At 35.9% G+C, this 209-nt stretch carries 1 protein-coding gene; it reads right to left on the reverse strand.

Annotated features, from left to right (window positions below; translation table 11 throughout):
- Window positions 1–209 (reverse strand): recombinase family protein (locus tag BPMYX0001_RS28140; RefSeq protein WP_033799520.1); only part of this gene is annotated, 209 nt, incomplete at both ends.

Raw genomic sequence — 209 nt, forward strand, 5'->3', positions numbered from 1 at the left:
CGGTTATTGCACCTGTTTTCCAAGCGTTATAAGCAGTGATAAATTCATCTGTAATTTCTGTCTTCGGTCTTCCAAGATGTTTTCCTTGTTTTTTAGCCAGATGTATTCCTTCTTGTTGACGAACTTTTATCTTTGATCGCTCTTCTTCAGCAAGCCAAGAAAGAATTTGAAGTACTAAGTCTGTAATGAGATTTCCCAAATTATCTTGA

It is taken from the genome of Bacillus pseudomycoides DSM 12442 (genome assembly GCF_000161455.1).
Lineage (GTDB): Bacteria > Bacillota > Bacilli > Bacillales > Bacillaceae_G > Bacillus_A > Bacillus_A pseudomycoides.